At 64.5% G+C, this 25,737-nt stretch carries 23 protein-coding genes and 1 pseudogene; 15 read left to right on the top strand and 9 right to left on the bottom strand.

Annotated elements, in window-relative coordinates; genetic code table 11:
• The 4 genes from LJE61_RS01540 to bfr (LJE61_RS01525) all read right to left on the bottom strand — a co-directional run.
• Window positions 1-128, bottom strand: a 128-nt coding sequence (locus tag LJE61_RS01540) for a light-harvesting protein (protein WP_296911083.1), incomplete at its 3' end; no start/stop codon positions are given.
• 347 nt (window positions 129-475) lie between these two features.
• Window positions 476-901: a hypothetical protein gene (locus LJE61_RS01535; protein ID WP_296917189.1), complete on the bottom strand. Its 426-nt coding sequence runs from the start codon at window positions 899-901 to the stop codon at window positions 476-478.
• 230 nt (window positions 902-1,131) lie between these two features.
• Window positions 1,132-1,617 (bottom strand): bacterioferritin, encoded by a 486-nt coding sequence (bfr, locus tag LJE61_RS01530; RefSeq protein WP_296911034.1) that lies wholly within the window; start codon window positions 1,615-1,617, stop codon window positions 1,132-1,134.
• A gap of 25 nt (window positions 1,618-1,642) precedes the next feature.
• Window positions 1,643-2,107: a bacterioferritin gene (gene bfr, locus LJE61_RS01525; protein WP_296911036.1), complete on the bottom strand. Its 465-nt coding sequence runs from the start codon at window positions 2,105-2,107 to the stop codon at window positions 1,643-1,645.
• Between the two features lie 97 nt (window positions 2,108-2,204).
• Between bfr (LJE61_RS01525) and LJE61_RS01520 the strand changes: the two genes are divergently transcribed.
• From LJE61_RS01520 to LJE61_RS01490, 9 genes and pseudogenes are all read left to right on the top strand, one after another.
• Window positions 2,205-2,423 carry a (2Fe-2S)-binding protein gene (locus tag LJE61_RS01520; protein ID WP_296911039.1) on the top strand — a complete coding sequence of 73 codons (219 nt, stop codon included), beginning with the start codon at window positions 2,205-2,207 and terminating at the stop codon, window positions 2,421-2,423.
• Window positions 2,424-2,714: 291 nt separating this feature from the next.
• Window positions 2,715-2,930, top strand: a complete 216-nt coding sequence (locus LJE61_RS15285) for a cysteine-rich CWC family protein (protein WP_363306370.1) — start codon at window positions 2,715-2,717, stop codon at window positions 2,928-2,930.
• 31 nt (window positions 2,931-2,961) lie between these two features.
• Window positions 2,962-3,633 carry an ATPase domain-containing protein gene (locus LJE61_RS15280; RefSeq protein WP_367114893.1) on the top strand — a complete coding sequence of 224 codons (672 nt, stop codon included), beginning with the start codon at window positions 2,962-2,964 and terminating at the stop codon, window positions 3,631-3,633.
• On the top strand, window positions 3,630-3,962 hold the full coding sequence (locus LJE61_RS01510) for a circadian clock KaiB family protein (RefSeq protein WP_296911044.1): 333 nt from the start codon (window positions 3,630-3,632) through the stop codon (window positions 3,960-3,962). The genes LJE61_RS15280 and LJE61_RS01510 overlap by 4 nt, the downstream gene beginning before the upstream one ends.
• Before the next feature lie 253 nt (window positions 3,963-4,215).
• Window positions 4,216-4,512 (top strand): annotated as a pseudogene (locus LJE61_RS15275) (sensor histidine kinase); the annotation flags it as partial.
• 68 nt (window positions 4,513-4,580) lie between these two features.
• Complete coding sequence (locus LJE61_RS01505; RefSeq protein ID WP_296917185.1) at window positions 4,581-5,240, top strand: response regulator; 660 nt, start codon at window positions 4,581-4,583, stop codon at window positions 5,238-5,240.
• Complete coding sequence (locus LJE61_RS01500; RefSeq protein ID WP_296911048.1) at window positions 5,206-5,577, top strand: response regulator transcription factor; 372 nt, start codon at window positions 5,206-5,208, stop codon at window positions 5,575-5,577. Before LJE61_RS01505 ends, LJE61_RS01500 begins: the two co-directional genes overlap by 35 nt.
• 461 nt (window positions 5,578-6,038) lie before the next feature.
• Window positions 6,039-8,669, top strand: a complete 2,631-nt coding sequence (locus LJE61_RS01495; RefSeq protein ID WP_296917183.1) for a glycosyltransferase — start codon at window positions 6,039-6,041, stop codon at window positions 8,667-8,669.
• A gap of 483 nt (window positions 8,670-9,152) precedes the next feature.
• A complete protein-coding gene (locus LJE61_RS01490; RefSeq protein WP_296911052.1) occupies window positions 9,153-9,548 on the top strand; it encodes a septal ring lytic transglycosylase RlpA family protein in 396 nt (131 codons plus the stop codon).
• Between the two features lie 187 nt (window positions 9,549-9,735).
• Here the strand turns inward: LJE61_RS01490 and LJE61_RS01485 are convergent, their stop codons facing one another.
• Together LJE61_RS01485 and LJE61_RS01480 are read right to left on the bottom strand one after the other, a co-directional pair.
• Window positions 9,736-10,770: an ABC transporter permease gene (locus tag LJE61_RS01485; RefSeq protein WP_296911054.1), complete on the bottom strand. Its 1,035-nt coding sequence runs from the start codon at window positions 10,768-10,770 to the stop codon at window positions 9,736-9,738.
• Window positions 10,771-10,777: 7 nt separating this feature from the next.
• Entirely contained in the window at window positions 10,778-11,659 is an 882-nt protein-coding gene (locus LJE61_RS01480) for an ABC transporter ATP-binding protein (RefSeq protein ID WP_296911086.1), read from the bottom strand.
• Window positions 11,660-11,748: 89 nt separating this feature from the next.
• Between LJE61_RS01480 and LJE61_RS01475 the strand changes: the two genes are divergently transcribed.
• The 6 genes from LJE61_RS01475 (at window position 11,749) to LJE61_RS01450 (ending at window position 20,932) form a co-directional block, all read left to right on the top strand.
• Window positions 11,749-12,801: an alpha/beta hydrolase gene (locus LJE61_RS01475; protein WP_296911056.1), complete on the top strand. Its 1,053-nt coding sequence runs from the start codon at window positions 11,749-11,751 to the stop codon at window positions 12,799-12,801.
• A gap of 419 nt (window positions 12,802-13,220) precedes the next feature.
• On the top strand, window positions 13,221-13,877 hold the full coding sequence (locus LJE61_RS01470) for a thiol:disulfide interchange protein DsbA/DsbL (protein ID WP_296911058.1): 657 nt from the start codon (window positions 13,221-13,223) through the stop codon (window positions 13,875-13,877).
• A 143-nt stretch (window positions 13,878-14,020) separates the two neighbouring features.
• The gene (locus LJE61_RS01465) at window positions 14,021-16,768 is read left to right on the top strand and encodes a PEP/pyruvate-binding domain-containing protein (protein ID WP_296917180.1); all 2,748 of its coding nucleotides are present in this window, start codon (window positions 14,021-14,023) and stop codon (window positions 16,766-16,768) included.
• Window positions 16,769-17,222: 454 nt separating this feature from the next.
• The gene (locus LJE61_RS01460) at window positions 17,223-18,245 is read left to right on the top strand and encodes an HAD family hydrolase (protein WP_296911063.1); all 1,023 of its coding nucleotides are present in this window, start codon (window positions 17,223-17,225) and stop codon (window positions 18,243-18,245) included.
• A gap of 70 nt (window positions 18,246-18,315) precedes the next feature.
• Complete coding sequence (locus tag LJE61_RS01455) at window positions 18,316-19,992, top strand: arylsulfatase (RefSeq protein WP_296917178.1); 1,677 nt, start codon at window positions 18,316-18,318, stop codon at window positions 19,990-19,992.
• Between the two features lie 91 nt (window positions 19,993-20,083).
• A complete protein-coding gene (locus LJE61_RS01450; protein WP_296911067.1) occupies window positions 20,084-20,932 on the top strand; it encodes a hypothetical protein in 849 nt (282 codons plus the stop codon).
• 488 nt (window positions 20,933-21,420) lie between these two features.
• Here LJE61_RS01450 and gdhA read toward each other — a convergent pair whose 3' ends face one another.
• The 3 genes from gdhA to LJE61_RS01435 form a co-directional block, all read right to left on the bottom strand.
• A complete protein-coding gene (gene gdhA / locus LJE61_RS01445) occupies window positions 21,421-22,770 on the bottom strand; it encodes an NADP-specific glutamate dehydrogenase (protein ID WP_296911069.1) in 1,350 nt (449 codons plus the stop codon).
• Between the two features lie 97 nt (window positions 22,771-22,867).
• Window positions 22,868-24,187, bottom strand: a complete 1,320-nt coding sequence (locus LJE61_RS01440) for a metallopeptidase TldD-related protein (protein ID WP_296917176.1) — start codon at window positions 24,185-24,187, stop codon at window positions 22,868-22,870.
• Window positions 24,184-25,626 carry a TldD/PmbA family protein gene (locus tag LJE61_RS01435; protein WP_296911073.1) on the bottom strand — a complete coding sequence of 481 codons (1,443 nt, stop codon included), beginning with the start codon at window positions 25,624-25,626 and terminating at the stop codon, window positions 24,184-24,186. The genes LJE61_RS01440 and LJE61_RS01435 overlap by 4 nt, the downstream gene beginning before the upstream one ends.
• Window positions 25,627-25,737 lie beyond the last annotated feature (111 nt).

The following is a 25,737-nucleotide window of genomic DNA, read 5'->3' as shown; positions in this document are numbered from 1 at the left end:
GCCGCGATGACCATCAGATGCACGAGCGCCGCGATGCCGACGAACGCCGTGTAGGTGGTCTTGAACTGCTCGTGAAACTCCTTCGCCTGCTGTTCGGTTAAACCCGAAAGGCTTGCCTGTTCAGCCATGTTTTTTGACTCCTGACTGGAGTGGGTGAAATCGCCGCCGATATCGATCGGGTGGCGGGCCTCCGTGGCGCCGACTGCGGCCACGAAACACGCTTGCGTTCCTGCTGTTCGGGAACAATCGGATCCGCTGGTGATCTTTGGGTGTCATCTTAGCTTGACAGTTACAGATGTCAAGCTGCTTTTACATAAAAACAGGGAGGGTTTAGGCGTGGCGCCAAGCGAATGCAGCCGGAGCGCTCCGCGCAGGCGGCGCGATCGCCGGCGGGTCGACCGCGGAGGCTCGGGCAGGACAGCGCGGCAACGGAGACGCGGGTAGGCGACGGGCTCGCCCTCCCGCTCGAGGCATACTAGAGAGCCGATCGGATATAGCGGAACAGCATCGCGAGTCCGTAAATGATGGCCATGGCGATCACCCCGACCTTGACCATGTAGAAGATCATCGAGACGAAGGGGCGCACGCTGGGGACGGCAAGCGATCCGACCTCGGGGACATCGGCGCTGGAAGGGGTTGAAGGCAGGGCCGCCGGATCCTGAGCCGCGGGCGGGGCGGGGCCACCCGCCCTCGGCTCGGCCGGAACGAGTTGGTAGGGCGAGGCGTTGGCGACTTTGAAGAACTGGATCTCCGAGTCATCGCCCTCCTTCTCAATGACGACGAGCTCCGTTCCCATCCCGAGTCCCTGAGAAGTCGCGAAGTCCAGGGCAAAGGCTTCCGCGCTCGCCGCCTCGCCCTGCAGCTCCCAGGACTTGGGTTTATCCGGCCAGGTTCTTTTCACAGCGTATTTCACAAGCGACTCCTCAAAGCAGACCGATGTTGACGGCGGAAACAGCTTGCCTCAGCGTCTCCCCAAAGTCCGCAAGGGATTGTAGGGTTCACCCCTGCGCTTGTCACCGACCGTACATCAGGCCCCGGCCGCCCCGCGAACCCAGATCTTCCCCGGTCTTGTTGCAACGCTCGTTTTTCGACCACCGTGGATCGGGACACGAGAGGAGCAGACGCACGGGGTCAGCCGCCGCTCACCGGATGCATCTGCGCTTGCAGATAGTTCTGAAGCCCAATCTGGTCGATCAAGCCCAGCTGCTGCTCGAGCCAGTAGGCGTGGTCTTCTTCGGTGTCTCTGAGCAGCTGCTCGAGGATCGAACGGGTCTGGAAGTCCCTTTCCCGCTCGCAGCAGAGGATCGCCTCCTTCAGGGCCGCCGCCACCTCGTACTCGACCTGAAGGTCATTGGCGAGCATCTCGGGCACCGTCGACCCCACCCGCAAGCCCTCGCGCTGACTCAGGTCCGGAACGGCCTCGAGAAACAGCATGCGCCGGATCAACATCGAAGCGTGCTCTTTCTCCTCCGTGGTCTCGTGATCGATCCGTGAAAAGAGCCTGGCATAACCCCAATCCTCGTACATGCGGGAGTGGATAAAGTATTGATCGATCGCAGTCAGCTCGTTCGCCAGCAGGCGTTGCATGTGCGCGATCACGTCGGGATGACCTTTCATTCGGCGTTCTCCTGAGGTGCAAGAATCAGATCGTCGACTCGAGATAGTTCGCCAGCCCGACACCCTCGATCAGCGACAGCTGGGTCTCGATCCAGTCGATGCGCTCTTCGCTCGCCTCCTGCAGCTCCTCCAGAAGATGCCGGCTCACAAAATCTGTATGCTCCTCGCAGTGCGAGATGGCGGCGCCCAGGGCGTCCCGGTAACGGCACTCCATGGTCAAATCGCTGCGCAGGATCTCTGGCACATCCTCCCCGATCAGAAGCTTCCCGAGATCCTGCAGATTCGGCAACCCCTCAAGAAAGAGCACGCGTTCGACGAGGCGATCGGCCTCTTTCATGACCTGAATCGAGGCACGGTAGACCTGTGTCTCCAGCGTCCTGAAGCCCCAGTTGCCAAGCATCCGCGCATGGAGGAAGTACTGATTGATCGCGGTGAGCGCTTCCTTGAGCACCGCGTTGTGATGCTGGTTGATTGAAGGATCTGTCTTCATCTGGGCTCGTCCCGTCGGCGGTTGATATCTGAGCGCCCCAAGGGCACTTGACTCAAATACGAATCATTCCTATTATTTTGCCGGAGTCAAGCGGAGTTTGGGCATCCCAGCCATGTATGTCTGCATCTGCCGAGCAGTCACCGAGCGCCAGGTCATCGCCGCTGCCGAGCGCGGCGCCTTGCGGCTGTCCGAGCTCCGAGACGAGTTGGGGGTCCCGGGCGATTGCGGGCGCTGTGCGCGCTGCGCGCGAGCGATCCTGCTCGAGGTGCGTGAACGCCGCGCCGTGGCGCAGGATGCGATCGTTGCCGCAGGCTGATGGAAACCGACCGCACCATTCGCAGGCAGATGCCCTTCATGCAGACGATCGCGCGCCCCCTCGCCTCCCTTATCCGCCGCCTTGGCCGTCGCATGTCCGAGGCTCTCGTCCAACTCATTCGATCTCGCCCCCAGAGCCCACGCCAACGACGCTGGCGGTTGATTCGCCAATTCGTCGCCGCGCCGACGCGAGCGGCCGCCCAAGGACAATACCGGGACTCTGCGACCCCGAGATAGCTCGGGCGCGAGTCCAGCCGAGAGGTGACCGCTTCGCAGCACACGGCCGAACCTCATGGTAACGAAACACGAGCTCAAGGTCTGCCCGCGGTGCGGGGCAACCTTCGAATGCAAGGCCAACCGTCCGTCTCAATGCGCCTGCGCGGCGATCCTGATCCCCGAGCGGGTGCTGGACGAGCTGCAGCTCCGATACTCGGATTGCCTTTGCGTTCGGTGCCTTGTGGAGATCGTCGGAGGTCCGGCGCCACCGGATCGTTCCGTGTCCGGTTGATGCCCCTCACTGCCGCCGGGACCCAAATCCAGTGGGAAGTGGTTTGACACGCTCCGGGCGCCCTGTCCTTAGTCGGAGGGCGAGCCGCTACTGGCCCAGATCCTCGCGGAGCGCCGTTCGGGGATCGACGTCTGGGGGAATTAAAATAGGAGCGAGCACCGCCGGCCCTCGCTCCAATTCTCTTGCGAGAACAATATCCGAGCGAAATACTACCGTTAACCTGGTAGCGGATTGCACCCTCGATGCCGGCCGACTCCACTGCCACGCCGTGCGCCCGACCCTTTACGGATTGGAGAATCATCTGGTGCGCCTGCACCAGCTCGTTGGGGCGATGCAGCCCAACGCGGTGATCCTCGATCCGATCACCAGCTTCTCGACCGTCGGTAACCTCTCCGAGGTGAAGATCATGCTGACTCGGGTCATCGACTTCCTGAAGGGCGCCGGCATCACCGCAATCTTCACCGGACTGACGCAAGGGTCCGATCCGGCCCAGTTGGAGCGGACCGACGAGGACGTCAGCTCACTGATCGATACCTGGTTGCTGCTGCATATGGCCAATGCTGCGGGGAGGCGCCATCGGCTGCTCTACGTCCTCAAAAGCCGGGGAATGGCGCACTCGCACCAAGTCCGTGAGCTGCTGCTCGACGATGCGGGCATCGATCTCATCGATGCCTCAGCCGAGCTCGGGAGGCTCGACGGATGACATCGATCGAGACGACCTCGCCGGATCCGGAGGGCGGCTGGTGCCTCCGACTCTATGTCGCGGGCCAGAATCCAAGGTCATTGCGGGCCTTTCAGAACCTCAAAGCCCTGTGCGAGACCCATCTCGCCGGACGATACGACATCGAAATCATCGACCTACTCGAAAACCCGACGCTGGCTCGAGGCGACCAGATCGTGGCCTTGCCGACCCTGGTCCGGAAGCTTCCGGAGCCGGTGCGAAAGATCATCGGCGATCTCTCCAATACCGAACGCGTGCTGGTCGGTCTCGACCTGCGAGCCAGGGACGACGGGACCAAACCGCCGGCCTGACCGACGCCGATGCCAGACCATCGCACCGACAGCCCCGAACCCGCCTTGGAGACCCCAATGGAGCGGGTCGCCGAAGACCTCTTGAACGAGAACCTGTCCCAGGCCCTGGCCGCGCGAGAGCAAGCGGCGCAGTTGGCGCAAGAGCTGACGACCGTGATCGACAGCGCCGTGGAAACGGTCTGTCCGCTCCTCCAGACAGCCCGCCTACGGCTGAGGGTCGAGCTTCCGCCGGAAGCGATATGGCTGGAGGGGGATCCGATCCGACTGTCACAAATCTTCGGGAATCTGCTCAACAACGCGATCAAGTACACCGCGGCCGGCCAGGAGATCCGCATCGTGGCCCGACCCGGAAGGGGTCAAGGTGTCGGTCCAAGACACCGGGGCGGGCATCCCTGCGGAGATCCTCCCGCGCGTGTTCGATCTCTTTGCCCAGGGCCAAGCGTCCCCGACGCCGATCCCGGGCGGGCTCGGGATCGGATTGACGCTGGTGCGGAAGCTCGTCGAGCTGCATGGCGGTCGCGTCGAGGCCTTCAGTGCAGGCCCGGATCAGGGCAGCGAGACCAGGTCTGCCTTCCTCTCGCCGCAGGCGGGATCAGAGAATCCGGCAAGCCATCCCGGATGTCCGGTGGAGGCGTCCCCGCCTCCACGGGGCCTCGCATCCTCGTCGTCGACGACAACCGGGACGCGGCAGCAAGTCTGGCCAGGCTGCTCGAGCTCAAGGGCGCCGAGGTTCGAGTGGCCTATGACGGAAGATCGGCCTTGACCGCCCTCGAAGAGGATCCAGCCGAGGTGGTGATCCTGGACATCGGCATGCCGGACCTCGACGGTCATGAGGTGGCGCGTCGTATCCGCGCCCGGGCAGATTGGGGCCGAACCCGGCTGATTGCCATGACCGGGCTCGGCGAGGCTGCCGATCGTCAGCGTTCCTTGGAAGCCGGATTCGATCAGCACCTGGTCAAGCCGGTCCCCTTCGAAGTCCTCGATGGGGTCCTGGCGCCCCCGCCGGGCGACACGGCCAGGGCGCAGCCGGCGCCACGCAGGACCGGACCGCTCGGGCGCCCGGCCGCCGTCGCCCCGGATATCATGCCGATTGATGTGGGGCGTGGCATCGAGGGCTCACTCGCCGCCTCCCTCGTGCACGACCTGGCTCAGCCCTTGAGCTCGGCCGGCTGCTTCGCGGCGGCTGCGCGGACCCTGGCCTCCCAGTCGAGCGCCCAGACGCGACCGGCTAAAGGAGATCGCCATGAGCACCGAACCCGTCGCCTACATCGTCGATGACGACTCGGCGGTACGCGACGCACTCTGCATGCTGTTGGAATCGGTATCCATCCGTTCCACGGCGTTTACCAGCGCAGCAGAGCTGCTGCGCTCCGGCGTGCTGCAGCTTTATCGGACATTGACGCCTCGTGAGCAGCAGGTCTTCCAAGAGATCACGGCCGGCAAGACCAACCGGATGGTGGCCGACGAGCTTGGCATCAGCGTCCGGACAGCGGAATTTCATCGCGCACGGGTCATGCGGAAGATGCAGGCGCACAACCTGGCGGATCTGACGCTCGCACGCGTCACCATCCAGGATCGCATGACAAGCGAAGGATCGCCGGCTCGCCCCGCCTGAGGGACTGTCGGCGGTGGCAAGCGACGTTGGAGCAGTCTGGCAGAGTCGGCGCGGAATCATTTGAGAAGATCCGGTGCGATCAATCGAGCGACAAGACCCGCGCGCCACCTGCGGCATCTCAGCTGGCATGATGCGGACCGCCACGCCGCGGGGCTGATCGGCGCAGGCTCCGGATGTATCGATCGGTCCGCTCCGGCCGCGCGGAATTCGGTCTATCATTCGATCGCGACCGTGGGAGCGCCTCATCATCCTGATTGCCCAAGACGTTCGCGACCACGATAAGACCTCTCTGAACACCCAGTGCCGCCTGCCACGCAGTCGATCGCCGGCAAGCCGCGCTCCCCCGTTGTGGCAGGCAGCCCGCTGGTCGCCTTTTCAGGATCCGCCGCGGCGGATCCGGGAGGCGGGCCTGTCCTGACGACCCAGGTAACGACTTCGGCCCGGCCTCCAGGACATGCTCAATGAAACAGTCGAGCAACATCCTCATCCCCGTCCTCGTCGCACTCTTGACGGTCGCGGCCTGGGCCCTGCTCAACCGACCGGCCGAGGAGCCGGCCTGGCCCAATCGGCTGCAGGGCTTCTCGTTTGCGCCGATGCGCGCGCACGATGATCCGAGTCAGAAAATCTACCCGACCGTCGAGGAGATCGACGAGGATCTGGCGCTGCTTCAAGGCACCGTCCATGCGGTACGCACTTACACTGTGGAGAGCACGCTCGCGACGATCCCGCGCCTGGCGGCGGCGCGCGGCCTCAATGTGACGCTCGGCGCCTGGATCGGGCCGGATCTGGACGCCAACGAGACCGAGCTCGCGCGCTTGACCGAGATTCTCGGCAAGGGATACCGAAACCTGGTGCGCGTGATGGTCGGTAACGAGGCCATTCTCCGAGACGATATCTCGGTGTCGAAGCTGACGGCCTATCTGGACCGCATTCGAAGGATCACCTGGCTCCCGGTCAGTACCGCCGAGCCCTGGCATGTCTGGCTGAAGCACCCGGAGCTCGCCGATCATGTTGATTTCATCACCCTCCACCTGCTTCCCTACTGGGAAGGTGTCCCGGTGGATCAGGCGGTCGCCTATGCCGTGAGTCGCCTCGAGGAGGTCAGGCAGACCTTTCCGAACAAGCCGGTCATCATCGGTGAGGTCGGTTGGCCGAGCAACGGTCGTCGCAACCGTGGAGCCGAGGCATCGCTGGCGAACCAGACGCGCTTTCTCCGTCGCTTCCTCGCCCATGCCGAGCGAGAAGGCTACGTCTACTACGTGATGGAAGCCTTCGACCAGACCTGGAAGAAGAAGACCGAGGGCGCAACCGGCGCTTACTGGGGCGTCTACAACGCCAATCGCGAGGCCAAATTCGCCTTCACGCAGCCAGTCGTGCGCATCCCGCATTGGCGGGAGCTGGCCGCCCTCTCGGTGGTCATGGCCATCCTGCTCATCGTCTTTTTGTATCGCGACAGCGCGACGCTCTCGAGCAAGGGCAAGGGCTTTCTGGCGCTCGTCATGTATGCGATCTCGACCGCCGCGGTTTGGATCGTCTACGACTACACGCGTCAATACATGACACCCGCCACCGTTGCGGTCGGGTTTCTGCTTCTTCTCGGCGGTGTCGGGGTCATCGTCCTCATCATGGCGGAGACCCACGAATGGGCCGAATCGCTCTGGCTGCGGCAGTGGCGCCGCCCCTTCGCCGTGCCAGCCGTCCCCGACGATGCGCTCCCGCTCGTGTCCATCCACGTGCCTGCCTACAACGAGCCACCCGGCCTCCTGATCGAGACCCTCGACGCCCTCGCGGTGCTGGACTACCCGCGCTACGAGGTCCTCGTGATCGACAACAACACCAAGGACCCGGCGGTTTGGCAGCCTGTTCAAGCCCACTGCGAGCGGCTCGGAGGGCGTTTCCGCTTCTTCCACGTCGATCCCCTCTCAGGCTTCAAGGCCGGCGCACTGAACCATGCACTGCGCGAGACCGACCCCGATGCCGGGGTGATCGCCGTCATTGACGCCGACTACGTGGTCCAACCGCTCTGGTTGAGACACCTGGTCCCCGGGTTCCAGGACCCGGAGGTCGCCGTCATTCAGGCGCCCCAGGACTATCGCGACGCCGGTCAGAACGCCTTCAAGGCGATGTGCATGGCCGAGTATCGCGGCTTCTTCCATATCGGCATGGTCACCCGCAACGAGCGCAATGCCATCATCCAACACGGCACCATGACCATGATCCGCCGCCCCACCCTGGACGCCCTCGGCGGCTGGGCCGAGTGGTGCATCACCGAGGATGCCGAGCTTGGACTTCGCATCTTCGAGGCCGGTCACAAGGCACTCTATGTTCCCTGCACCTACGGGCGCGGGCTGATGCCGGATACCTTCAGCGACTTCAGGAGACAGCGTTACCGCTGGGCCTATGGTGCGGTGCGCATTCTCAAGCATCATCGACGCGAGCTCCTGGGGCTGCGCAAGACCGCCCTCTCCGCCGGCCAGCGCTATCACTTCGTCGCGGGCTGGCTGCCCTGGTTCGCGGACGGATTCAACCTCTTGTTCAACTTCGCCGCGCTCGCCTGGTCCGTGGCCATGGTGATGTTTCCGCTCGCGGTGACGCCGCCCTACATGACGGTCGCCCTGGTGCCGTTGGTCTTGTTCCTGTTCAAGATCTCCAAGAGCTTTCTGCTCTATCGACGCCGGGTCACCGCGACCCTGCGCCAAAGCGTCGCCGCCGGACTCGCGGGACTCGCGCTCTCCCACACCATCGCTCGGGCCATGTTCGGTGGCTTCTTCTCCGGGGGCCTTGCCTTCTTCCGCACCCCCAAGCTCACGCAGGCACCCGCGCTCATCCGCGCCCTGGGGGACGCGCGTGAGGAGGGTCTGTTCATGGTCGCCTTCTGGCTGGCCGCCGCCTTGATGATGCTTCGCTACGATGCCTACATGCTCGACCTGCGCGTCTGGGTTGCCGTCCTGATCGTCCAATCCATCCCCTATCTGGCCACCGTCTTGGTCTCTTTGATCAGTGCCTGGCCCGGCCTACCAGCCCACCTCATCGGTCCCATGCCAGCGATGTCGGGGCTCCAATCCCCAGCCAGCCCCGAGCAAGCCCGGTAAGGCACGCGCTGGCTGACCGCCCAAGGCAGGGCTGGCCGCCAGCCGTGTGCCGTCCGGTCTCGGGTCTCCGCCAGCGGACGTCAGCCCGGACTGCACGCCCCATGCGCGCGGGCCCGCGACATGTCCCCGTCAGATCTTGATTTTCCGTCGCGATGCAGCCTTTCACACCCGATCGCTGCATTGCGATTCCTTGCAACAGAGCCCGCGATCTCTCCTCGTCGCGCCTTGTTCCGGGGCACGAAAAACGACCCTAGCTGACCAAAAACCCATCTGGGGCGGGTCGGGCTGCGCCCTTCAGGTTGAGTCCATCGTCCTATCGTGACCCAAGGATGACCAGCGTCGCTGCGACCGGGCCGTTCTTCCCCTATAGGGTTTACCCTATATCGGGTTTTCCCTTATACTGCGCCCCCGTTCATCAACTAGCCGATCTTCGGATGCAAGGAGCGCAACGCGAGCCGGCCGACTGCAGAGACGACTTCGCTCATGAACAAGACGCTGATCTTCGCCTCGCTCGGGGTTTTTCTTCTTGCCGGCGTTCCAGACGCCGAGGCTCGCGTTCAGCCCGGGTACTCCCAGCAGGGCATCGCATCCTACTATCACGACAGTCTGCATGGCCGGAAGACGGCAAGCGGGCAAATCTATGACAAGAACACCCCGAGCGCTGCACACAAGACACTCCCGCTCGGCACCAAGGTCCGCGTGACCGACAAAAGGACCGGCAAGAGCATCGTGGTCAAGGTGAACGACCGCGGCCCGTTCGTGAAAGGCCGAATCATCGATCTCTCGCGCAGCGCCGCGCGTGAGCTCGGGATGATCAAGAAGGGGCTCGCGCAGGTCGAGGTCGAGGTCCTGAGCGTCCCGAAGGCACGCGGGTCGTGAGTTGATCGCGCAACAACGCAGACGGTCGCTTCTGGCCTCGCCCTTCGGGAGCCCCCGGACCCGCCAATGCTCCGTTGCAGTCCTTGGCACTAGCGTGAGCTATGAGCCGCGGTCTGCGTCTCGCCTTGGCGGGTCTGTGGGGCTCTGAGCATGCAAGATAAGGTGAAACGGGGCACCAGCGCCGCCCTCACTCCCATCGGAACAGCCAGGCCGCAAGGGTCAGGAAGAGACATGCCAGGCCGAGCAGAAGCCCGACCTGAGGCAGGATCTGCGCGACACCAGCGCCGTCGATCATGACCGCCCGCGCGGCCTCAACCAGATGGGTCAACGGAAGGAGCCGGGACAGGCTCCGGGCCGCGGGGCTCGCACCCTCCATGGAGAACCACACGCCCGAGAGCAGGAGCATCGACCAGGAGATGAGGTTCAGCAGGCCATCAGCCACCTCTTCGGTCCGCAGCCGTGCCGCCACGATCAGTCCAAGACTGATCAGGCAGAGGGCACCAGCGACATAGACCAGCACGAGTGCCAGGTAGGAGCCGCGCATCGGGAGATTCAGCAGCACGCTGGCCCCGAGATAGACGATCAGGCTCGCGCTGAGCACCACCAGCAGACGCGAGAGGACCTGAGCGGACAAAAATTCCCAGGGACTGAGGGGTGTCCCCTTCAGGCGCCGTAAGACGCCGTTCTTCCGGTAACGCACGATCACCCACCCTACGCCCCACAGGCTCGAGAACATGATGTTCATAGCGAGCACACCGGGAAGCACCCAGTCGACATAGCGCAGCGCCGCGCCACTGACGGTCCGACGCTCCGGGGTTGGGCCGGTCGCGCCCTGGTACGCACAGAGCAGAAGCCGCTCGGCCAGGTGGCCGTTGGCTGAGCCGGGGTTGACCCAGTAGGTCGGTGTGCCGCGCAGATCCAGCAACAGATCCAACTGATGACGCTCAACCTTGACAAGCGCCTGCCCCGGATCCATGACCGGGAGGAACTGGATGTAGCGAGTCTCAAGAAAGGGAGAGACCGGCGCCGCAGGCATCGACTTGGAATCAGGCACGGTCCCCACGACACCGATCTTGAAGAGGTCCCGGGGCTCGCTGCTGAAGATGAAGGCGAAGGCAAGGACCATCATGATCGGCACCAGGATGTTCCAGGAGAGCCCCGCACGGTCGCGGTAGAATTCGCGGTTACGAGCGATCAGGATCGTCAGGATTCGTCGCCACATACGCTGCTTAGGACCTGAGGTCGTGGCCGGTGAGCTTCAGGAACAAGTCCTCCAGGTTCGGTGTGGCCACCCGCAGGTCCGTCAGATCGGCGCCGACGCGCTCGAGCTTCGACAACATGGGCGGGACCTCTTCCGTGAAGAGCTCGATGAGACTGTCGCGGCGTTCCCCACCAGGGGGAAGTGGAGCACCCGGGGGCCACGCAGACTCCGGGAGACGTATGACGGCGGAGGGAAAGTGGTCCCGGACCAGGCGTTCCGGGTGCCCTTCAGCAATGACCTGCCCATGGTCGACGATGACGATCCGGTCGCAGAGCCGCTCGGCCTCCTCCATATAATGGGTCGTGAGCACGACGGTCTTGCCGCGCCCCCGCACTGTCTCGATCAGTCCCCAGAAGTTCCGTCTGGACTGAGGATCCAGTCCGGTCGTCGGCTCGTCGAGATAGACCAGGTCGGGGTCGTTGACGAGGGCGATCGCCAACAACAGCCGCTGGCGCTGCCCACCCGAGAGCTTGCGCGTGTCCCGATCCAGGATCTCGGCCAGATTGCAGAGCCTGATGAGCTCGTCCCGGTCGGCCGTGCGTCGATAGAGGCTGGCAAACATGGCGAGCGACTCCCGCACGGTTTGAAAATCCTGCAGTGCAGTCGCCTGGAACTGGATACCCACCGATTCACGGTAGTGCCGATCGAGTGGACGACCCCGGTACAGGACCGTGCCGGAGGTCGGCTCTTGAATGCCCTCGAGCATCTCCATGGTCGTGGTCTTGCCGGCCCCGTTCGGACCCAGGAGACCAAAACACTGACCAGCCTCGACGCGAAAACCGATGCCGTCAACGGCGCGCACCCCAGGGAAGACCCGAACCAGATCGCGGGCTTCAAGCAAGCTGTTCACGGGCGCCGAGTATACGCCTTTCGGCTCCAGCACGGCGGCCTCCAGCCCGACCGGGTCGAGGCACAACCAGGAGGACACACGGGCACGTCATGACCGGCACCGCCAACAGGACAGACATCGCGGCAGGAACCTGGCCAGCGGTGGCGCTGGCACTGCTTCAGCTGGCCCTGATGGCGGGCTGCTCATCCCCACGCGTCGTCGAGACTCCTGGCCCGAGCGGCCGATCGCCGGCGATCGCGGTGGACCACGCGCGGATGGAAGACGGGTACCGCCTGCCAATCCGGGTCTGGCGCGCCGATGAGGGCGACCCGGCGCTGGTGCTCCTCGGGCTGCATGGCTTCAACGACTACGGCAATGCGTTCGGGCCCCTGGGACGCGAGCTCGCGCGCCAAGGCGTCACCACCTATGCGGTCGACCAGCGCGGCTTCGGCGCGACAGCCCAACCCGGTCGATGGCATGGCAGCGGTCGCCTCGCCGCCGATCTGCACACCCTGGTCGATCTGCTGCGCGAGCGTCACCCCCGTGCCCGACTCTATGTCGCGGGCGAGAGCATGGGGGGCGCCGTCGTCCTGCGTGCCGGGGCTGCGAGCCCGCTCGCCGTCGACGGTGTGATCCTGATCGCCCCGGCCGTGTGGTCGCGGGATACCATGCCGTGGTACCAGCGTCTGGCCTTGGATGGCGCGGTGCGCACCCTACCCTGGTTGAAACTGACCGGCGAGGGTATCCGCATCCGTCCGTCGGACCACCTCGAGATGCTGCAGGCCATGGGCGCAGACCCCTTGGTCATCAAGGCCACGCGCATCGACGCCCTATGGGGGATCACGGACCTCATGGACCGCGCTCGGATGTCGGCCGCATCCCTTCAGCTGCCCGCCCTGGTGCTGTATGGCGAGCACGACCAGATCATCCCGAAGAATGCCTTCTGCCGATTCCTGAGCGCGCTCCCAGCTGCTGACGAAGGGTTGAGGCTCGTCCTGTATCGGGGCGGCTGGCACATGCTGCCGCGAGATCGACAAGGCCCTCGCGTCCGCGCCGACATCGCTGCCTGGCTGAGCGATCCCACCGCGCCGCTGCCATCGGGCGAAGACACCCCTCCGGACGGCGCACGCGTGACGACATTCTGCGGGAACGGAAGCCCTTAGGGCAGGCGCGCAGATGCCCGGCCATTGGCAGCCGGCATCAGCGCGCTGGACGTGAAACGATTCGGAAACCGCGTTTTCGAATCGCGTGCTGATCTTGGGCATGGATGGCCACGCATCGGCATCGCCCGCACCCGGCAGGATGCCCCGCCATGTTCCGATTCCGGGCCGGTTCATTGCTTGGCCGGAACCAATCCGCATCTGCTCCGTGCCGACGGGGGAAATCATACGCTCGGTCGGGTGTGTTGCACCTCGCCCCGAACGACACAACCTATTGCAATCCAACAGGGTACTGACACGAGCCGGCGCGGCGACATATCATGCAGCACTATGAGCAACCGGCTGCGTGATCGCGAGCCGCTTGATCGATCCCGAACCAACCGGATCCTAGACGTATACGCCATTTCGACCGGAGATCCACCATGAGCCTAACCCGCCGTCGTTTTACCCAGGGCCTGGTCAGCGCCTTGGCCGTCGGGATGATTCCACTTCGCCCCGCGGCCGCAAATCTCATCGAGGGCCGCGACTGGCGCCCCATTTCGCCCCATCAACCCAGGACCAATCCCGACAAGATCGACGTCATCGAGTTCTTCTCATACGGATGTCCGCATTGCATGGACCTCAACCCGTCGATCAAGGGCTGGGCCGCCGATCTGCCCGACGACGTCAGCTTCCGCCGAATCCCCGTCTCCTTCGGCCGTGCCGCCTGGGCAAATCTTGCCCGGCTCTACTTCGCGCTGGACTACAGTGGTGACCTGGATCGGCTTGATCAGGCCGTCTTCGAGGCACTCCATCGAGACCGCGCCCGTCTTTACACCGAAAAGGCAATCTTCGACTGGCTGGCGGACAAGGGCGTTGACACCGACGCGTTCGCATCCCTCTTCAATTCGTTCGCGGTCGAGACCCAGCTCAAGCGCGGCGAGGCCCTTGTGGAGCGCTACCGCGTCGATGCAGTCCCCATGATCACAGTGGATGGGCGTTACGTGGTCGTGGGCCGGGAGGCCAAGGGCTTCCCGGAGCTGCTCGCAATCGCCGATGACGTGATCCTGATGGCGCGCAATCAAGCCGCGACGGGCTGAGTCGGCCGCTCGTCAGGATAGCCGATGGCTCCGGAACGGGAGATTCGGCGCCCGTCCCGGGCCCATCCATCAACCATCAGCCGCCGACGAAGCGACAGCGGGGCGTGGCCCAGCCTGCGTCGGCATCGGCGAGTGTCGCCGAAATGACGGATCCACCCGATGCGGAGCGGGTCTCCACCGGATTGCGCGGCCTCGACGTCGTGCTCGACGATCTGCGTGCCGGCGACAACGTGGTCTGGAGGATCGACGAGGTCGGCGATTATCGCCGCTTCGTCGGGCCATTCGTCAAACACGCAGTGGCCCGTGATCGCTCCATCATCTACCTGCGTTTCGGGCGGCATCCGCCACTGGTGAACCCCGGTCGCGGGATCCAGGTGGTCCCAATCGATGCGCTGCGGGGCTTCGAGGCCTTCACCCGCCACGTCTATCGGTTGATCACCGAGCATGGGCGCGGCGCCTTCTACGTTTTCGACTGCCTCTCCGATCTCCTCTCCCTCTGGGCCACGGATCTGATGGTCGGCAACCTCTTTCAGGTCATCTGTCCCGCGCTCTGCCAACTCGACACCGTCGCCTACTTTGGGCTGCTCTCGCGCAGCCATTGCTTTACAACCATGGCGCGCATCAGAGAGACCACTCAAGTCCTCATCGACGTCCGCCGCACCGACCACGCCTGCTACGTTCAGCCCGTCAAGGTCTGGGGGCGCCAGTCGCCGACCATGTTCCTGCCCCACATCCAGCAGGGCGAGACCTTCCAACCGGTGGTCGACAGCAGCGATGCCACCCGACTGCAGGCCCAACTCGAACGTCACTCGGGCGAGGCGGCGCGACGGCAACTCGATTACTGGGACCGACTCTTCCTGGAGGCGGCCGAGGTCGCGAGCCAAGACGCTGACGTCGAGCGAAGTCGCGAAGTCCAGGAGCGGCTCTGCCAGGTCTTGATCAGCCGTGACGAGCGGATCATCGCGCTCGCCCGCCGCTATCTGGACCTTAAGGACCTGATCGAGATCCGTGCCCGGATGATCGGGAGCGGCTATCTGGGTGGCAAGTCGGTGGGGATGCTATTGGCACGCCGGATCCTGACGCAGAGCGACCCGGAGCTCTGGCAGCGACACCTCGAGCCTCACGACTCCTTCTTCGTTGGCTCCGATGTCTACTATTCCTACCTGGTCCACAACGGGTGGTGGCCGCGAATCATGCGCCAACGCACCGAGCCCGGTTATTTCCGCGAGGCACGGTCGCTGCATCAGGACATGCGGCAGGGCCGGCTCCCGGAGGAGGTTCGCCTGGAGTTGGCGCGCGCGCTTGACTACTTCGGACAGTATCCGATCCTGGTGCGTTCCAGCAGCCTGCTGGAGGACAGCTTCGGAAACGCCTTCGCAGGCAAGTACGAGAGCCTGTTTCTCGTCAACCAAGGGCCACCCGAGCAACGGCTGGCCGACCTGGAAGCCGCTATCTGCCGGGTTTTTGCCAGCACCATGAGCGCTGACGCCTTGGCCTACCGGCAGCAGCGCGGGCTGGCCGACATGGAGGAGCCCATGGCCTTGCTGCTGCAACGCGTCTGCGGGCGCTACCATGGACGCTATTATTTTCCTGACATCGCGGGTGTGGGCGTTTCGCGCAACATCTTTGCCTGGGACGAGACCATGGATCCGGCGGCCGGCATGGTGCGACTGGTGATGGGCCTTGGCACCCGGGCAGTGGACCGGATCCAGGGCGATTACGCCTGTGTCGTGGCACTCGATCAACCCCACAGGCGCCCCTTCCGGGATCCTGATGACGCGATCCGCTTCTCGCAGCACGACGTCGATGTCCTCGACGTCTGCGACAACCGCCGGATAACGCTTCCACTTGCCCAACTGGTCACCAGCACGACGCCGCCCCTGCGATGGTGCGCCGAGCTCGATCAAGAGGCCACCCAGCGCTCGCGCGAGCGCGCCGGTGGAGAGGCAGTCTGGCGCCTGACCTTCACGCCGCTCTTGCGCCACACCCCTTTCGTGCCGCTGGCGCGGCGTCTCCTCCAGGCCCTGGAAGCGGCCTACGCCTATCCCGTCGACATCGAGTTCACCCTGCATCTCGCGGCAGACGGCACACCCTCGTTCAGCCTCGTCCAATGCCGTCCGCTTCAGACCCTCGGCCTGAGTCCGCGCGTCGAGATCCCGGTCGAGATCCCAAGCCATCGCGTGTTTTTCGCGACCGAGGGGCACTTCATGGGTGGCAATATCGACCAGCCGATCGCCCGGGTCATCCATGTCGACGGCGCACGTTATCGTGCCCTGTCCAGCGTGCAGAAGTTCGCCGTGGCGCGCCTGGTCGGCCGCCTCAATCGCCGAACCGCCAACCGTGACGCATGCCCCACGCTCCTTGTAGGCCCCGGGCGCTGGGGCACGACCACGCCCGAGCTGGGTGTGCCGGTCCGATTCGCGGACATCGATCGGGTCGCGGTCATCGTCGAGGTGGCTGACCTTGGGGAAGGCATGGTCCCGGATCTTTCGTTCGGGTCTCACTTTTTCCAGGATCTTGTCGAATTCCGGACCGCGTATGTCGCCCTTTTTCCGTACGCCGGCGATGCGGAATACCGCCCCGAATGGCTCAACGACGCTCGTCCGCAGCCGACGCCCCTTCCACTCGATCCGGACGATCCCCCGGATGTGTCCGTCGCGGCGACCCTCAGCCTCTTCGACGTCCGTGACACCGGGCTGCGCGTCGTCGCGGATGTCTTGTCTCAGCGGCTGGTCTGCTATCAGGCGGAAGGGCCGCTCGAAGGTCCGGTTAGCAGCGAGTTCCGTCCGGGGGAGGCAAGAAAGCGCCTTAGGTTTGGCTGCAGCATCGATGATGCACGCCGCGATGGTCGGGGCCACCTCGACCCTCGCGGGTGGGCAGGCCGCCATTGACGGCTGCGCGATCGGATGATATTACCTGACGGACCGGATTCACGGGGCGGAGAGGTGCTGCGCTCCGGATACTCGGAAGCCGATCCCATCTCGGGGGTTTTTCTCATCCCGCTCGGCCTGCCGTGGAACCGAATGAGCGATGTCTTCCCGGATTTGAAGTCCATGACAGGGATCGCAGCCGCGTTCCTGATCGCGGACCTGCTGGGGCGTACGACGATCGCCCTCTGGTTTGACCGATGGAGATTCCGGCAGGTCCAACCCGCGCTGCGGCGATAGGCCTGTCCGCTGCCTCTGACTAGGATCAGCCGGGGGCCCGAGCGCGGGTCCCGGCACGAGCCCTCGAACCGCGGATCCGTTTCGAGCGGGCCGGGCGTAACGGCCTGTCAGCTTCTCGCCCGACCGGCGATTCGCCTCACCCAAACCGAATCTTCCCGCGTGTTTCAGAGGACCTGCCATGAGATCCCCTCGACGCCTCTTCCTCACCTCCGTGCTCGCCTTCGCCGCGAGTCTCGCATTCGGTGCCCGGGCCATGGCCGAGACGGAACCTCTGCCCTCTTGGAAGGACGGGCCTGCCAAACAGGCCATCCTCCAGTTCGTGCACGCCACCACCAACGAGACGAGTCCTGACTTCGTGCCGCCCGAGGAGCGCATCGCCACCTTCGACAACGATGGGACCCTGTGGACCGAGCACCCGATGTACACCCAGCTCGCCTTCGCGCTGGACCGGGTGAAGGCGCTGGCGCCCCAGCACCCGGAGTGGACGGACACGCAGCCCTTCAGCGCCGTGCTCGACAGCGACCTCGAGGCCCTGGGGGCGGCAGGCGAGAAGGGTCTGGTCGAGTTGGTCATGGCCACCCATGCCGGGATGAGCACCGCTGAGTTCGAGGCGGTCGTGAAGGACTGGCTCGCAGAGGCGCGCCATCCGCGCTTCAAACGGCCCTATACCGAGCTGACCTTCAAGCCGATGCTCGAGCTCCTCGCGTATCTGCGCGCCAACGATTTCAAGACCTATATTGTCTCCGGCGGCGGCATCGAGTTCATGCGGCCGATGTCAGAACCGGTCTACGGGGTGCCACCCGAGCAGGTGATCGGCTCCAGCATCGAGACCCAATACGAGATCAGGGACGGCAAGCCGGAGCTGATCCGCCTGCCAAAGATCGACTTCATCGACGACAAGACCGGCAAGCCGGTCGGCATCAACAGGTTCATCGGCCGGCGGCCGATCGCCGCCTTCGGCAACTCCGCCGGAGACCGTGAGATGCTGGAGTGGACGGGCGCCGGGAGCGGCCGACGTCTGATGATGCTGGTCTTCCACGACGACGCCGAGCGCGAGTATGCCTATGGTCCGGCAAACGGCCTGCCGGACACCAAGTTCGGCACCTTCCCGGAATCCCTCATGGCAGAGGCCAAACAAAAGGGCTGGGTCGTGATCAGCATGAAGAACGACTGGGCGCGGGTCTTCGCCTTCGACAAGTAAGAAAGGGCTGCTCCGCACAGAGACAGCTCACTGGTTTCCGAAGAGCCATTCCATCAACCCGGAGATCGATATGAGCAGAAGCACAATCTTGGCCTCGGGGGCGTTCGCCACACTCCTGGTGGCCACCGCCCCGGGCTTCGCGCTGGCCGACGCGAAGCCCAACATCCTCCTGATCGTGGCCGATGACCACGGTTACGGTGACATCGGCGTCTATGGCGGCGGTGAGGGGCGCGGCATGCCCACGCCCAATCTCGACAAGATGGCAGACGAGGGGATGACCTTCTTCGACTTCTATGCCCAGCCGAGCTGCACCCCGGGTCGCGCGGCCATGCAGACGGGCCGAATCCCCAACCGTAGCGGCATGACCACGGTGGCCTTCCAGGGCCAGGGCGGCGGGCTTCCGAAGGCGGAATGGACCCTGGGCTCCGTTCTCAAGCAGGCCGGCTACCAGACCTACTTTACCGGCAAGTGGCACCTCGGCGAGGCCGACTACGCCCTGCCCAACGCCCAGGGCTACGACGAGATGAAGTACGTGGGCCTGTATCACCTGAACGCCTACACCTACGCCGACCCGACGTGGTTCCCCGACATGGATCCCGAGCTGCGGGCCATGTTCGAGAAGGTGACGATCGGCTCGCTGTCGGGCAAGGCGGGCGAGAAGGCGACCGAAGACTTCAAGATCAATGGGCAGTACGTCGATAAGCCCAATGAGAACGTCACGCTCCACGGCGTGAATTATCCCAATGGCGTCGTCGGCATCCCCTTCTTCGACGGCTACGTGGAGAAGGCGGCGATCGAGTTTCTCGAGACGGCGGCGAAGGATCCCAGCACGCCGTTCTTCATCAACGTCAATTTCATGAAGGTTCACCAGCCGAACATGCCGGCGCCCCAGTACGAGCACAAGTCGCTGTCCAAGAGCAAGTATGCCGACTCGATCGTCGAGCTCGACACCCGCGTCGGGCACATCATGGACAAGCTCAAGGAGTTGGGTCTGGACAACAACACCCTGGTTTTCTACACCACCGACAACGGTGCTTGGCAGGACGTCTATCCGGATGCGGGGTACACCCCCTTCCGCGGCACCAAGGGGACGGTGCGCGAGGGCGGCAACCGGGTGCCGGCGATCGCAGTCTGGCCTGGCAAGATCAAGGCCGGTGCGCGCAACCACGACATCGTCGGCGGTCTGGACCTGATGGCCACCTTCTCCTCGGTGGCGGGGATCAAGCTGCCTGAGAAGGACCGCGAAGGCCAGCCGATCATCTTCGACAGCTACGACATCTCGCCGGTGCTGTTCGGAACCGGCAAGGATCCGCGTACCTCGTGGTTCTACTTCACCGAGAACGAGCTCACCCCCGGCGCGGCGCGCGTGGGCAACTACAAGGCCGTCTTCAATCTGCGCGGCGACGATGGCCAGGCCACCGGCGGCCTCGCGGTCGACAGCAACGTCGGCTGGAAGGGCGCGGAGAAGTACGTCGCCACCGTACCTCAGGTCTTCGACCTCTGGGCCGATCCGCAGGAGCGCTATGACATCTTCATGAACAACTACACCGAGCGCACCTGGACCATGGTCACCATCAGCGAGGCGATCAAGGACCTGATGAAGACCTACGTGCAGTATCCGCCGCGCAAGCTGCAGAGCGAGAGCTACTCGGGTCCAATCACGCTCACGCAGTACCAGCGCTTCCAGTGGGTGCGGGACGAGCTGGAGAAAGACGGCGTCAGCATCCCCGTGCCGACCGGTAACTAAGGGACAGCAATCCCTGCTCGCGAGCCCCGACCGGCGCCCAGGGTACCGGCGGGACTCGTTCGAAATTCGTCGCAAGCGACAGGTATTCGTAATGCTCGAGCGTCAAGTCCGCCAGACAGCCTCACATTCTGCGCCCGGCACGGCAGGGATACTGCCGCGTCTCACGGCGGGCATCCTGCTCGCCGTCGCACTGACCGGGTCCGCGGCCGGGGCCGAGGGTGGCGGCGATGCCGCTGCCCAGGCCAACAACCCCTTGGCCAACATGACGGCGCTGAACTTCCAGGACTATTACATCGGCCGGATCACCGACACCGACAAGGACGGCAACCAGTTCTGGGTGCGCTTCGCCAAGCCCTTCACGCTAGCGGGCACCAACTGGCTGATGCGCGCATCCCTGCCGGTCAACACCTTCCCGGTGGCCGGAAACGGTGACCTCGCGACCGGCATCGGTGACCTGAACGTCTTCGCCGCCTATCTCTTCGATACCGGTAACCCGGCGGTGAGCTTCGGCTTCGGTCCCCAGATCACCGCGCCGACCGCCCCGGACGAGCGGCTCGGCTCCGAGAAGTGGTCCGCGGGCTTCGCCAATGTCCTCTTCGACGGTCGGTCGAAGCGGTTACAGTACGGTTATCTGTTGACCTGGCAGGGCAGCTTCGCCGGCAGCGACGACCGCGCCGACGTCAATGCCGGCGCCTTCCAACCCTTTGCCTTCTACCAGCTCGGCAAGGGCCTCTATCTGCGCTCGGCGCCCATCTGGGTCTACAACTTCGAGAACGACGCCTACAGCATGCCCTTAGGTCTAGGTATCGGCCAGGTCATCAAGCGGGACAAGACCGTCTTCAACGTCTTCGTCGAGCCCCAGGCGTCGGTCGCGTACAGAGGCCCGGGTCAGCCCGATTGGCAGATCTTCGCCGGGTTCAATATGCAATTTCTCCAATAGCAGCAAACCTTTATCACGCCCACTCAACACCGCTCGCGGTCCAGGACAGGCGACTCTGGGAAAGTAAGATTCCCAGAACCTTGCCCTTGCATCGGCCGGTTTGGGCAGGCCAACATAGCGTCTCACCTAAGGTCCGCCAAGTCCTGCCAAGCGGTCCTTCGTCTCCCGCCCAATTGAATCTCAGAGCCGCTGTTCCGCGGTCTCCAAGGAGGCACGGAGCAAGCGCCGGCAGGGCATTCTTCGGCCTGACTTAGGGTTGTCGAGCCGGCTGTGCCGAGACGGGGGTGCCTCGATCGACATGCCAGGGCAACCGAATGCCAATCACTGTACGCCTGGCGTAATTTGTTTGATCTCCTAAATTCCGACGCTGACCTGTGAAGAAGGCCCCGGTTGGACGCCAGGCGCCCACGTCCTCCACAAATCGACGCAAGAGCGCGTCGCGGGCTTGAACATTGGGGCAATGCACCTGGAAGGAGCCAGACAGGCTTCTAAATCAACCCCAAGGCCGCCATGGCATGCCCGACCCTCAGGAAACCTGCGATGTTGGCGCCGACCACATAGTTGCCCCGTGCGCAGAACTCCTCACTGGTCTCGTAACAGGTGCGATGGATGTTCGTCATGATTTCCCGCAGGCGCTGCTCCGTATAGTCGAAGGTCCAGGAGTCGCGGCTGGCATTCTGCTGCATCTCCAGCGCACTGGTCGCCACGCCACCCGCATTCGCCGCCTTTCCCGGGCCAAAGGCGATGCCCGCATCCAGGAAGACCTGGATCCCCTCGGGCGTCGTCGGCATGTTGGCGCCCTCCGCCACCGCGATGCACCCCTGCTTGACCAGGACCTCGGCATCCTTCGCGGTCAGCTCGTTCTGCGTGGCGCAGGGCAGCGCGACCTGACATGGCACGGTCCAGACGCTCCCGCCCTCGAGATAGGTCGCGCTCGCCTTCTCCTCGGCATAGACGCGGATCCGCCGCCGCTCGACCTCCTTGATCTGTTTGAGGAGATCCAGGTCGATCCCCGCCTGATCGATCACCGCACCGTTCGAGTCGGAGCAGGCGATGATCCGAGCCCCGAGCGCCATCGCCTTCTCGATCGCATAGATGGCGACGTTGCCCGAGCCGGAAACCACACAGGTCTTCCCCTCGAGCGAATCGCCGCGCACCTTGAGCATTTCCTCGAGGAAGAAGATGGTCCCGTAACCCGTCGCCTCGGTGCGGGCCCGGCTGCCGCCCCAGGCCAGACCCTTCCCGGTGAGGACGCCGGATTCGTAACGGTTGCTGATGCGCTTGTACTGGCCGAACAGATAACCGATCTCGCGATGACCGACACCGATGTCGCCCGCGGGCACGTCGGTGTGCTCTCCGAGATGGCGATAGAGCTCGGTCATGAGACTCTGGCAGAAACGCATGACCTCGGCATCTGACTTACCCTTCGGATCGAAATCGCTGCCTCCCTTGCCGCCGCCGATCGGCAGGCCGGTCAGGGCGTTCTTGAAGATCTGCTCGAAGCCGAGAAACTTGACGATTCCCAGATACACGGAGGGGTGGAACCGCAATCCGCCCTTATAGGGACCGAGCGCGCTGTTGAACTCGACCCTGAAGGCGCGATTGATCTGAACCCGGCCGCTGTCGTCCTGCCAGGGGACACGGAAGATGATCTGACGCTCCGGCTCGCAGATGCGCTGGATGATCTTCTGCTCCGCAAACTCCGGGAACTTGACGAGGACCGGGCCAAGGGTCTCCAAGACCTCCCGCACCGCCTGGTGGAACTCCGTCTCGCCGGGGTTGCGGCGCAAGACATCCTGATAGATCGGCTCAAGTTTTTCATCGAGGCCTGCCACCATGTTGAGCTCCTCCAACGCCTCTGTGCCGGGTCGGTGGCCCGGACAGCCGGCCGCACGCTCGATCTGGACCCGGGTCGGCGGCCCGGACCAGGACCCGTTAGAGCGTCAGGTCGATCCCCGACACCAGTATCCCGGGCAGCAGCGCGCTGTCGGTCGAGCGCCCCTCGTAGGTCTGTGCGGAGAGGATCAGCTCGCGCTCGCGGGTCAGACCTTCCAGGCGGTCGCCGAGCAGGTGATACAGGCTGTCATCGAAGCGCATCACCCGGACCGGGGAGACGATCTCCCCGCGCTCAACCCAGTAGGTCCCGAACCGGGTCATGCCGGTCACCCGACAGTCGTTCGGATCCGACCAGTTGCAGTACCAGAGATTGCCGATCCAGAGGCCGGTATCGAGAAGGCCAAGGACATTCCCGGTCTCGAGTGTTCCGTTGTCAAGCCCGAGCGAGCTCGGGCTGCCGCTCGCGGCATTGACCACCTCGCCATACTCCTTACCCGCACGTGCATCGACCAGACAACCGGAGAAGCCGCCGCCTTCCACCAGGGTCACCCGCGGCGGAATCCGAAACCCCTCGGGGGTGAAGCCGGCCACCAACCCGCGCTCATGCTCCTCGTGAATTCCGACCCCGGGAGCGAAGGCTCGCTCCCCGCGCGCCATACGCAACAGGGGCGTCTGGCTGGTGCGATGGCTCTTGAGGTCGAAACCGCCCCAGGAGAGCAGGTCCATGAGCTCATTGAGGGCGCTGGGCGCGAGATAGGCGCGATAGCGCCCGGGCTCGATCGTCCGCGCCGGGCGCGCCATCAACCCAATGCCGTCGCGCATCGCCTCGACCCGCTGACGCATGACCTCGGGGTTCCACTGGAAGCCACTGTAGGCGCCCTTGACCGCCTTGTCCGCCTCCAGATGACAGCTCCAATCCAGGTTGAAGCTGGCGCTCTCGTGCCAGTGACGGTGTCCGACGGAGCTCGCCACGCCCTCACCGATATCACCGCTTGCCCAGATCCCGACCAGATCCATCCCTGCGGCAGCCTGGACGAGCGAGCCGATCGCCTCGGCTGGGTCGGGGGCTCGGTCGCCGCAGCGACGCCAGCTCTCATCGGGCTCCCTGCAGTAATCGAGGTAGGGATCGGCAGGGACATGCCGCAAGCGGCCGCGCAGACTCGAGAGCAGCTGCTGCGCGCGCGTGAGGTCATGGGACGGCTCCCCGGACAGATCGCAGCTGCCCTCGACCTGCCTCGTGCCTTCAATCAGCGTCAGCGCCAGCGCTGCGGAATGCACATGCCCGGCCTGACGGATCCGGTTGCGGTTGAGGCGCACAAAGTCCGAGACCTCGCTCGACATCCCGCAGAACAGAACCTCAGCGCCGGTCAATCGCGCATTCAAGCGATCGGCGAGAGTGAAAAAGGCGTCGGCGTTCACTCACCACCTCCGAAGACGGACACGTCGCGAAACAGACAGGGCGGCGCCGCATGACCGACGTAAACCGATTGATTGGGCTCGCCCTTGCCGCAGTTGCGCACCCCGCGGACCTCCAGGGTCTCCAGACCGCCGACCCCGTGGAGGCTGCGCCAGAATGTGGCCGAGATCCCGCGGTACCCGGGATTGCGGACCAATCCCCTGAGCTCGCCGTCCTCGATCAACCTGCCAAGCTCGCAGCCGAACTGAAATTTGTTGCGGCTGTCGTCGATCGACCATGAGCGATTGGTGTCCATGAGAACCCCGCGCTCGACCTGTGCGATCAGATCGGCAAGGTTGCCTTCGCCGGGCTCCAGATTGATATTGCCCATCCGATCGATCGGTGGGCGATCCCAGCCGCTGGCGCGCGTGCTTGCGGTCCCCGGCAGACCGGCGCGTGCTTGGGACAAGGGGCCGCCAAGCGGCCGCTCCAGGATGCCGTCCCGAATCAGATACTCGCGACGCGCCGGCGTCCCCTCGTCGTCGGTGACGCCGGAGACCAGCTCTAACGGTACCGTCGGGTCGAACGTGACATTGAGGAGCTCCGAGCCATAGCGATAGCGACCGAACATCCCGGGCGTGACGAAGCTCGTGCCCGCATAGTTGCGCTCATCGCCGAGGATACGATCGAGCTCCAGTGGATGCCCGATGCTTTCGTGGACCTGTAAGACCATCTGACTTGGCAGAAGGATCAGATCCCGGATGTCCTGCGGACATTCCGGGGAGTCGAGGAGTGTGAGCGCTTCCGAGGCCACCCGAGGTGCCTCCTCAAGCAGACGCACGGCAGCGACCCGCTCCAGCCCGCCTTGCTGGGCCCAGTCCGCCCCAGCACCGTGCCGTCGCTGAGTCTGGCTCCCCGCGTTGGCCACGGCGACCAGACCCGGGTGGACGAAGTCCCAGACCTGAGACACGCGTCCCCCGTCACCCGTCACGAGGAGCTGGGCGACCCGCCTGCGCGAGAGCCAGGCGGACCAGTCGACGATCCGCTCGTCCAGCCTCAGGGCCCGATTGGCCGCCTGCAAGAGGTCGAGCTTGTCAGACACCGACATCGAGACCCAGGCCTCCTGGATCGGTGTGCGATAGTCCGCACGGGTGCTGCTTCGTGGAAAGATGTCGGCATCGAACAGGCCGAGTCGGCTATGCACCTCCGCCCAGTCCGCAGCCCGCCGGGTGGCCGCGCGCAGACCCGCGGGGCTGATGTCGCTGGTCGCGCCGTAGCCGATTCCTCCACCTTTCACCAGGGTGACCATGGCCCCGAGAACGGATGCGAGGCGACTCGGCTCGACCACGCCCTGGCGGACCTCGAGATGGTCGAAGTCCTCTTCCACCAGCCGAAGGGTCCAGTAGTCGCAGGCCGGGGCCTGCGTCAGAAATCGATCAGCGATCTCAGAGAGCCGTTCCATGTCAGTGCAACCGCGCAGGAATCAATTGGCAGGACTCTGGGCGAGTGCAGACATTGCTGTCAACCGGGCGGCGGTGACCGGGAGGGTCGATCGCCTGCCGTCACCTCCTCA

Origin of the sequence: Thiocapsa sp. (assembly GCF_022340925.1) — a bacterium.
Classification (GTDB): Bacteria; Pseudomonadota; Gammaproteobacteria; order Chromatiales; family Chromatiaceae; genus Thiocapsa.
This window is presented reverse-complemented; position numbering and strand designations above follow the sequence as displayed.

Bases quoted from the DNA above. Each gene is read 5' to 3' on its own strand.
- bfr (WP_296911034.1), bottom strand. From the start codon at position 1,617: ATGAAAGGTCATCCCGACGTGATCGCGCACATGCAACGCCTGCTGGCG.
- bfr (WP_296911036.1), bottom strand. From the start codon at position 2,107: ATGAAGACAGATCCTTCAATCAACCAGCATCACAACGCGGTGCTCAAG.
- LJE61_RS15285 (WP_363306370.1), top strand. From the start codon at position 2,715: ATGGTAACGAAACACGAGCTCAAGGTCTGCCCGCGGTGCGGGGCAACC.
- LJE61_RS01510 (WP_296911044.1), top strand. From the start codon at position 3,630: ATGACATCGATCGAGACGACCTCGCCGGATCCGGAGGGCGGCTGGTGC.
- LJE61_RS01505 (WP_296917185.1), top strand. From the start codon at position 4,581: ATGTCCGGTGGAGGCGTCCCCGCCTCCACGGGGCCTCGCATCCTCGTC.
- LJE61_RS01500 (WP_296911048.1), top strand. From the start codon at position 5,206: ATGAGCACCGAACCCGTCGCCTACATCGTCGATGACGACTCGGCGGTA.
- LJE61_RS01495 (WP_296917183.1), top strand. From the start codon at position 6,039: ATGAAACAGTCGAGCAACATCCTCATCCCCGTCCTCGTCGCACTCTTG.
- LJE61_RS01490 (WP_296911052.1), top strand. From the start codon at position 9,153: ATGAACAAGACGCTGATCTTCGCCTCGCTCGGGGTTTTTCTTCTTGCC.
- LJE61_RS01485 (WP_296911054.1), bottom strand. From the start codon at position 10,770: ATGTGGCGACGAATCCTGACGATCCTGATCGCTCGTAACCGCGAATTC.
- LJE61_RS01475 (WP_296911056.1), top strand. From the start codon at position 11,749: ATGACCGGCACCGCCAACAGGACAGACATCGCGGCAGGAACCTGGCCA.
- LJE61_RS01470 (WP_296911058.1), top strand. From the start codon at position 13,221: ATGAGCCTAACCCGCCGTCGTTTTACCCAGGGCCTGGTCAGCGCCTTG.
- LJE61_RS01465 (WP_296917180.1), top strand. From the start codon at position 14,021: ATGACGGATCCACCCGATGCGGAGCGGGTCTCCACCGGATTGCGCGGC.
- LJE61_RS01460 (WP_296911063.1), top strand. From the start codon at position 17,223: ATGAGATCCCCTCGACGCCTCTTCCTCACCTCCGTGCTCGCCTTCGCC.
- LJE61_RS01455 (WP_296917178.1), top strand. From the start codon at position 18,316: ATGAGCAGAAGCACAATCTTGGCCTCGGGGGCGTTCGCCACACTCCTG.
- LJE61_RS01450 (WP_296911067.1), top strand. From the start codon at position 20,084: ATGCTCGAGCGTCAAGTCCGCCAGACAGCCTCACATTCTGCGCCCGGC.
- gdhA (WP_296911069.1), bottom strand. From the start codon at position 22,770: ATGGTGGCAGGCCTCGATGAAAAACTTGAGCCGATCTATCAGGATGTC.
- LJE61_RS01435 (WP_296911073.1), bottom strand. From the start codon at position 25,626: ATGGAACGGCTCTCTGAGATCGCTGATCGATTTCTGACGCAGGCCCCG.